At 71.1% G+C, this 1,290-nt stretch carries 1 protein-coding gene; it reads right to left on the reverse strand.

The window, feature by feature from the left end; translation table 11 throughout:
- Positions 1-11: 11 nt before the first annotated feature.
- Complete coding sequence (locus ACFWEK_RS21740) at positions 12-1,199, reverse strand: glycoside hydrolase family 76 protein (RefSeq protein ID WP_430555397.1); 1,188 nt, start codon at positions 1,197-1,199, stop codon at positions 12-14.
- Positions 1,200-1,290 lie beyond the last annotated feature (91 nt).

The following is a 1,290-nucleotide window of genomic DNA, read 5'->3' on the forward strand; positions in this document are numbered from 1 at the left end:
GGGCGGGTGGCTCAGTACAGGATCGACGCCTTGCCGCGCGGCCACGCGAGGGTCGCGTAGATCTGCACCATGGCCGCCTGCTCGAGCAGCTCGGTGTGCTCGTCACCGGCGTCGAACAGCCCGGTCCCGGAGTCCCGCGCCTCGCGCCACTGCGTGTCCGCGTAGTCCGTCATCGCGTCGCGGTAGGTGTGCCCGCCCGTCACCGACTCCAGGAGCAGCAGGTTCTTGAACCAGATGGAGTTGAAGAACATCGGCTGGCCGGCCAGACGACCCTCGGTCACGTAGAACCGGTACGAGGCAGCCGCGATCGCCTCCGCCTTCTCCAGGTAGCGCTCCTCGCCCGTCGCCTCGTACAGCAGCGTGTACGTGCCCACCGGGACACCCTGGTTGTACGACCACTGCGTCCGGTCGATCGACCCGTCGAGCTTGACGTTGTCCCAGTACAGGCCGTTCGGCGCGAGCAGGTGCTCGTCCGTCCAACCGACCATCCGCTCGGCCCAGTCGAGGTAGCGCTCCTCGCCGGTGAGCATGTACAGGCGGGTGGCGAGCTGCGCGCCGGGCATGGTGGACACGGTGTTGCGGTCGGTGCTCCACGGCGCCTGCGTCCAGAAGACGCCGCCCGGCGCCGGGTGGTCCGGGTCGGTGTCCCAGCCGGAGACGACGAGCTCGAAGATCTCCTCGGCCCGCTCGAGCGCCGCCCGGTCGCTCGTGGCCAGGTGCTGCTGCACCTTGGCCAGCGCGACCCACTCGTTGTCGTCGTAGAAGATGTCGCCGCCGTCGCCGTACGGGGCGCGGGCGTAGGAGTCGTACGCCGGCAGCCCGGTCGTGCCGCCGTCCGCGTTCCAGAAGCGCTCCTGGCCCACCGACCGGTCCGCGAGGTCGTCGGCGAACGACCGGCCCGCACGCCCGGGCATCCCCGTGAGGTCGAGCGTCGCGACGTGCGCCTGGGAGAACGGCCACTCGTACGAGTACGGGCGGTCCTCGGCGCCGGACGGGTAGCGCTCCCGGTAGAGCCCCGACCCGTCGTCCACGTACAGGTGCTCCTGCATCGCCTCGTAGCTGGCCACCGCCCGCGCCTCCTGCGTGCGCGGCGACGTGCCCGCTCCCTGCCGGCCCGCGTCCTCCGCGACGGCGGGCGCCGCCGCGCCCATCACGCACGCCAGTGCGGCGACCGTACCCACTGCTCTGGTGAACCTCATCGTTCTCGCCTTCGCTCGGTGGTGCTCGGGTGGTGCTCGGTCTCTCGGTGGTCTTCGAGCAAGCGATCCGTCGCGGCATCCGGCAGGATGC

It is taken from the genome of Isoptericola sp. NPDC060257 (assembly GCF_042726645.1).
Lineage (GTDB): Bacteria > Actinomycetota > Actinomycetes > Actinomycetales > Cellulomonadaceae > Isoptericola > Isoptericola nanjingensis.

Bases quoted from the DNA above. Each gene is read 5' to 3' on its own strand.
- ACFWEK_RS21740 (WP_430555397.1), bottom strand. From the start codon at position 1,199: ATGAGGTTCACCAGAGCAGTGGGTACGGTCGCCGCACTGGCGTGCGTG.